This is a genomic window from Anaeromyxobacter soli, from assembly GCF_022808855.1.
Taxonomy (GTDB): Bacteria; Myxococcota; Myxococcia; order Myxococcales; family Anaeromyxobacteraceae; genus Anaeromyxobacter; species Anaeromyxobacter soli.
Map to the genome: position 1 here is coordinate 152430 of NZ_JAKZLF010000010.1, position 6052 is coordinate 158481.

Sequence of the window (6052 nt, forward strand, 5' to 3'; positions counted from 1 at the left end):
GGCGCGCCATCAGCCGCGCACGATCCGCCGCGGCACGCGCACGTCGAACGTCGCGTCGCCGCGGCGCACCGTCAGGACCACCGCGGTCCCCTCGGGCCCGCGGATCGCGTCCACCGCCCCCGCGAAGCCGAGCTCGGTCACGGCCCGCCCCTCCACGCGGATCACGAGATCCCCGGCGGCGATGCCCACCTCCGCCGCCCCGCCGCCGGGCACCACCTGCGCGACCTGCAGCCCGTCGTCGCGCGTCGCGAGGACGATGCCGATCCCGGCGAGATCCACGCGCGGCTCCTCCCCCGCCTCGACCGGCCGGAGCCGGACCTCGAGCGCGCCGGCGCCGCCGCCCGGGGGGGCGTCCACGCCGACGATGCGCGCGTGGTGCCCGGCCGCGGCGACGAACAGCGAGGCGCGGCGCGGCAGGCTCGAGAGCGCGAAGCGGCCGTCGTCCCCCGTGGTCGCCTCGGAGAGCGCCGGGAAGGTCGAGGCGGCGCTCTCGGCGAAAGTCCCTTCGACCGAGATGCGCGCGCCGGCGAGCGGGGCGCCCGTCGCGTCGTCGCGCACGATCCCCTCGACGCGCCCGCCCGGCTCGAGCGCCGCGTCCGCCACCGCCTCCGCGTCCGGCGCGGGGACCTCGACGGCGAGCTCCCGCGAGGGCGCGTACCCCGGCGCCGACACGGTCACGACGGCGGGACCGGGCGCGAGGTCGTCGAGCGCGTAGCATCCGGACGGATCGATGACCGAGCGGCTCGCCTGCGGCACGAGGCGGAGCGGCCCGCGGCGCTCGAGCACGGTCACCGTGAACGGCGCGACCGGCCGTCCGGAGGCGGCGTCGCGGACGCAGCCGCGCAGCCGGCCGCCCGCGCCGAGCTCCAGCAGGAGCTCTCGCGCGCCCGGGCTGACGCGCCGCGCGGTCGCGGGAGCGCGCCCCTCCGCCCGCGCCGTGACGCGGTAGCGCCCGGCGGCGAGGTCCGCGAGCGCGAAGCGGCCCTCGTCGTCCGTCAGCGATTGCGCGGCGGGGGGGCCGGCGCCCCCGAACGGCCCCTCGGGCGCGGCGGTGACGAGCGCCCCCGCGATCGGGCCGCCGCCCCTCTCGACGACGCGCCCCGCCACCGGGCCGGGCGACCCGAGCGAACGGTGGGCGGGCCCCAGCGTCACGGTCACGCGGCCGTTCAGCAGGGCGAGCCCGTCCACGGGGGCGCGCCCGGGGAGGAACCCGTCCTTGCGCGCCTCGAGGACGGCGCCCTCCGGCGCCGAGAAGTGGAACTCGCCCGCGGCGTCCGTCGTGAAACGGTCCGCGATGGGCACGAGCGCCGCCTCGGCCGCGGCGCCCGAGAGCCGCACCTCGGCGCCCGCGATCGCGTGCCCCTCGCGGTCGACCACGCGGCCGGCGATCGGCGTCGCGGGTACGAGGTGGATCTCGAGCCCGCGCACCGGACGCCCCGCGCGCGCGTCGAGCTGGACGGGGCTGTGCCCCCACTCCGGCGCGAACGGCAGGAAGCCCGGAGCCACCACCGCCGCGAGGAGCCAGCGACCCTCCGCCGGTGGCTCGAAGCGAAACGCGCCGTCCGGGCCGGCGCGCACCGAGGCGGCCGCCCCGGCGCGCGAGAAGGTCAGGTCGGCGCCGCCGACGCCGGCGCCGCTCGTGCTCGCGATGACGCGTCCCTCGAACGTGGCCGGACCCGGCGCGGCGGAGTCCGCGCCCGCGGCGGGGACGGCGGGGACGCGGATGGGGAGGCGCGACGGTGGGTGATCCGGCGCCGCGCGCGCGGTGTCGGTCGCGGGCGCGGGCGGGCGGGCGTCCGGGAGCGGAGCGGCGCGCTGCGGCTCGCGCATCGCCCACCAGGCGAGGAGCGCGGCGAGCGCCGCGGCGAGGAGCACGAGCCCGGCTGCGACGGGCGCGCGGCGGCGATCCGGCATGGCGCAGGTATAACGCGCGGCCGGGCGGGACGAGGGCCGGAGAGCGCCGGGGTCCGGCCGGGGTCGCCCCTACGCCGCCAGCGCCGCCGGCCTCGGGCGGATCTCCACCTGCCGCAGCCCCCCTCCGCGCAGCACGTCCACGCGCAGCGCACCCTCGCCGCCGAGCACCATCGCCCGCACCAGATCGTCGAGCGTCTCGACCGGTCCTCCCGCCGCGCCGACCACCAGGTCCCCGCCGCGGAGCCCCGCCGCCTCGGCGGGCGAGCCGGCGACGACCTCCATCACGCGCACGGCCCTCCCGTGCCCGGCGGCCTGCGCGTCGGCCGGATCGAGGTCCTCGCCGCGCGCGGAGACGCCGAGGAAGGGCCTTCGCACCGAGCCGTCGCGGATGAGCACCGAGGCGATCCAGCTCGCGGTGTGCGCCGGGATGGCGAAGCCGATGCCGTGCGCCCAGGGGAGCATCGCCGTCGTGATGCCGACCACCGCGCCGTGGGCGTCCACGAGCGGCCCGCCGGAGTTGCCGGGGTTCACCGCCGCGTCGGTCTGCACGAGCCCCTCGAGCACCTCGCCCCGCGCGGCGGGGAGGTTGCGGTGCAGCGCGGAGACGACGCCCGTCGTGACCGAGCGCTCGAAGCCGAGCGGGTTGCCGATGGCGAGCACGATCTCCCCGACGCGCAGGCGGCGCTCCGCGAGCGGGAGCGGAGGGAGGTCGCGCGCCTCGGCCCGCACGACGGCGAGGTCCGTGCGCGCGTCCGCGCCGGCGAGCTCGCCCTTCACGGTGCGCGCGCCGGAGAGGCGCACGCGCAGCGGGCCGGGCCCCGCCGCCACGTGCGCGTTCGTGAGGATCCAGCCGTCCGGCGCGAGCACCACGCCCGACCCGAGGCCGCGCCGGTGCTCGACCCCGACCACGCTCGGCGACGCGAGCGCGACGAGGTCGGCGAGGCCGCTCGAGAGGTCCGCGATGGGGATCACGACCGCCTCCCGTGCCCGCGCGCGCCGACCGTGACCGTCACGTCGCGCACCTCTCCGGCGCGCAGCAGCTTCATCGGGACCGCATCGCCGATCCGGTCCTCGGCGAGGAGCCCGAGGAGCTCGGACGGATCCTGGAGCGTGTCTCCCCCGAACGAGAGGAGCGCGTCGCCGAGGAGGATCCCGGCGCGCTCGGCGGGGCTCTCCGGCTCGACGCGCGTGACGAGGAGCGCCACGTGCTCGCCGGTCGCCGCGCGGAGCGGGGCCGGGAGCGGCACGGGCATCGTCGCGAGGCCGAGGTAGCCGCGGCGCACCTCGCCGTGGGCGAGGAGCGACTTCACGACCCGGCGGAGCGTGGCCGGCGGGACGATCATCGCGCTGCCGCGCACGAGCCCCGCGGAGAGGAGCCCGAGCGGCGCGCCCCCCGCGGACACCGCGAGGCCGCCCGAGACGCCGGGGTGCAGCGCGAGCGTGGTCTCGAGGAACCGGTCGATCCGGCCGCCCCGGCCGCCGCGGTACTCGCCCGCTGCGCGCGCGACGAGGCCGAGCCCGACGCGCGGGCTCTTGCCCGGGCGCGTCACCCCGAGGACGAGCGAACCGGCCGCGAGCGGCGCGTCGGTCCAGGGGGCCGGGGCGATCCCGCCGCCGCGCAGGCGGAGGGCGGCGAGGTCGGTGGTGGGATCGCGCCCGACGACCTCGGCGACGGCCGTCTCGCCGGACGGCAGCCCGACGTCGATCTCCTCGTCGCGATCGAGGACGTGATGGGCGGTGACGACGATGCCGTCGGCTGACCAGGCGACGCCGCTCGCCGCGCGGCCGCGGCGGCCCTCGACGCGGACGACGTGCTCCTGGGCGAGGCGGACGAGCGCGGTGAGCTCGTCGGACAGGGCGGACAGGGTGTGGGCTTCCATGGCTTCTCGCTCTCCGTGGGCGCCGGGGACGGTTGGCGCCCGGGGGAAAGCGTAGGAAGGCGAGCGGGGCGGCACATCGGCGGGAGGGACGGGAGCGCGACCTAATCGATTGGGTAGGATCCGGCGACGCGACGGCGAGATCGGGGGCGGGGACGTGGCCGGGGTCCGGTCGGGGTCGAGGTCGAGGTCTGCGCACTCGTCGGATGTTCGAGGTCCCTCCCTCGTCGCGCGCGGTGCGCCGAGCGCCGTTACATCCGCCTCATGTCCGTCCGCGTCCTCCTCGTCGGCGACGACCCGCTCGCTCGCGCGGGGCTCGCGGCGCTGCTCGCCGGCCGCGCGGATCTCGTGCTCGCGGGCGAGTCCGACTCCGATGCCGCGGCGGAGTCGATCGTCGCGACCGGGCCGGACGTGGTGCTCTGGGATCTCGGCGTCGCGGGCGAGGCGGCCGAGGCGCTGAACGGGGCCGGGACCGCGGCGATCCTGGCCCTCGCGGCGGACGAGTCGCACGCCTCCGAGGCGCTCCGCGCGGGCGCGCGCGGCGTGCTCCTCCGCGGCGTCACGCCCGACGCGCTCTCGGCCGCGCTGGTCGCGGTCGCGCGCGGGCTCGCCGTGCTGGAGGCGCCGCTCGCGGGCGAGTGGCTGCGGCTCCCCGACGCGCCGCTCGCCGCCGAGGGGCTCACGCCCCGCGAGCGCGAGGTGCTCTCGCTCCTCGCCGAGGGGCTCGCGAACAAGGCCATCGCCGCGCGGCTCGGGATCTCCGACCACACGGCCAAGTTCCACGTGAACGCGATCCTGGGGAAGCTCGGGGTCGAGAGCCGGGCGGAGGCGATCGTCAGGGCCGCGCGGCTGGGGCTCGTGGCGCTGTAGAGCGGTCGCGAGCGCAGGCGCAGCCGGATGAGGCTGCGCCGGAGCGAGCCGGGGGTCCGGGGGGCCGCGCGGTGTGCGTCTCCCTGGCAACGACGTAACCCGCCGGGGAGCGGCGTCGCGCGTCGGCGGGCGACACGAACAGCGCCAGGGGGACGCCATGGCAGAGGATCCAAGGGAAGCCGCCGAGAAGAAGGCGCAGGCGCGGGTGGAGGAGATGGGCGGGGCGGAGGCGGCGCGCGCGCTCCTGCGGGCGGAGAAGGTCGCGGTCCTCACGACCCTCTCGCAGCGCAAGCCGGGCTGGCCGGCGGCGTCGCTCGCGCCCTTCGCGCTCGACGCGCGCGGGGCGCCGATCCTGCTCCTCTCGGCGCTCGCGCAGCACACCCGCAACCTCGAGGCGGATCCGCGCGCCTGCCTGTTCGTGTACGACGCGGCCGCCGCGGTGAAGGACGCGCGCACGGCGCCGCGGCTCACCCTCTACGGGAAGGTCTCGGTGCTGGAGGGCGCGGACGAGACCGAGGCAAAGACCGCATACCTCGCCCGCCACCCCGACGCGCGCGGCCTCATCGGCCTCGACTTCAAGCTCTACCGCCTCGCGGTCGAGGAGGCGCAGTGGGTCGGCGGCTTCGCCGCGGCGGGCTGGCTCACGCCTGCTGAGCTGTTCTGACGGGCAGCACGAGTGCGGGTACTGGCCGGACGAGCGTGGGTGTTTCGACCGCCGTCTTACGTGCGCTTGCCGGATTCCGGCATCGACGGGGTCGGCACACGCGCTTCGAGCGCGACACCATGAACGCGAGGGTGGCGGCGGAGCAGGCGAACGTCTCGCCGTGTGTCGGGACGGCTGGGCGCGGCGCAGAGGGTGAATGCGGACTTCTCGTAGGCGCTTCCGCAGCTCGCGCCGGCGCACGGCCGGAGCGTCGCGGGAGGTCCTCTGTTCACCTACCGTAACGACTATCGCCAGCGATAGTCCGCCGGAACTTCGCAGCGTCGCTCGCGCTCAAGGCGTCCCAGTTGCGGTGGGTGAAACAATTCCCATTGACGCCTTCTCGCTTCGATCGCGCTCGGCATATGGGTAGGCGCGGGAGGGCCGCTCTCGCGCACGCGCCTCGCGCGTGAAGCGCGCGCCGATCGGTTTGAGGCTCCGACGAGGGCGCAGCGGAGAACGCCGCGCAGACGCGAACCTGGAGCGTCTCTGGAGCTCCGGAAATCGCGTGCTACGAAGGGTGTACTGGAGGTGCACCCCATGTCTGCGCTCGCCCCCGCTTCACTCGAGTCGAACGTTCTCGCCCTGCGCCTGCGCGAGCTCGCCGGAGAGGAACGAAACGTCCAGGTCGACTTCCTCCTGCACCTCGACGAGTTCGATCGGCGCCGCGCCTTCGTTGAAGCCGGCCATG

The 6052-nt window shown here is 77.1% G+C and carries 5 protein-coding genes and 1 pseudogene; 3 read left to right on the forward strand and 3 right to left on the reverse strand.

The genetic code is table 11. The annotated features are described in order from the left end of the window. Nucleotides 1-9 precede the first annotated feature (9 nt). The 3 genes from MLV88_RS10050 to MLV88_RS10060 all read right to left on the reverse strand — a co-directional run bounded on the left by MLV88_RS10050 (nt 10) and on the right by MLV88_RS10060 (nt 3794). Complete coding sequence (locus MLV88_RS10050; protein WP_243337376.1) at nt 10-1914, reverse strand: carboxypeptidase regulatory-like domain-containing protein; 1905 nt, start codon at nt 1912-1914, stop codon at nt 10-12. 69 nt (nt 1915-1983) lie between these two features. Continuing rightward, the gene (locus MLV88_RS10055) at nt 1984-2886 is read right to left on the reverse strand and encodes a S1C family serine protease (RefSeq protein WP_242372889.1); all 903 of its coding nucleotides are present in this window, start codon (nt 2884-2886) and stop codon (nt 1984-1986) included. After that, a complete protein-coding gene (locus tag MLV88_RS10060; protein WP_242372891.1) occupies nt 2883-3794 on the reverse strand; it encodes a S1C family serine protease in 912 nt (303 codons plus the stop codon). The genes MLV88_RS10055 and MLV88_RS10060 overlap by 4 nt, the downstream gene beginning before the upstream one ends. Before the next feature lie 261 nt (nt 3795-4055). Between MLV88_RS10060 and MLV88_RS10065 the strand changes: the two genes are divergently transcribed. From MLV88_RS10065 to MLV88_RS10075, 3 genes and pseudogenes are all read left to right on the forward strand, one after another. Beyond that, nucleotides 4056-4661 (forward strand): response regulator transcription factor, encoded by a 606-nt coding sequence (locus MLV88_RS10065; RefSeq protein ID WP_242372893.1) that lies wholly within the window; start codon nt 4056-4058, stop codon nt 4659-4661. 157 nt (nt 4662-4818) lie between these two features. Next, nucleotides 4819-5325, forward strand: a complete 507-nt coding sequence (locus MLV88_RS10070; protein ID WP_242372895.1) for a HugZ family pyridoxamine 5'-phosphate oxidase — start codon at nt 4819-4821, stop codon at nt 5323-5325. Nucleotides 5326-5901: 576 nt separating this feature from the next. Further along, nucleotides 5902-6052, forward strand: a pseudogene (locus tag MLV88_RS10075) (HNH endonuclease); the annotation flags it as partial.

Coding starts and splice junctions, on each gene's coding strand:
- MLV88_RS10070 (WP_242372895.1), top strand. CDS start 4,819: ATGGCAGAGGATCCAAGGGAAGCCGCCGAGAAGAAGGCGCAGGCGCGG.
- MLV88_RS10050 (WP_243337376.1), bottom strand. CDS start 1,914: ATGCCGGATCGCCGCCGCGCGCCCGTCGCAGCCGGGCTCGTGCTCCTC.
- MLV88_RS10065 (WP_242372893.1), top strand. CDS start 4,056: ATGTCCGTCCGCGTCCTCCTCGTCGGCGACGACCCGCTCGCTCGCGCG.
- MLV88_RS10060 (WP_242372891.1), bottom strand. CDS start 3,794: ATGGAAGCCCACACCCTGTCCGCCCTGTCCGACGAGCTCACCGCGCTC.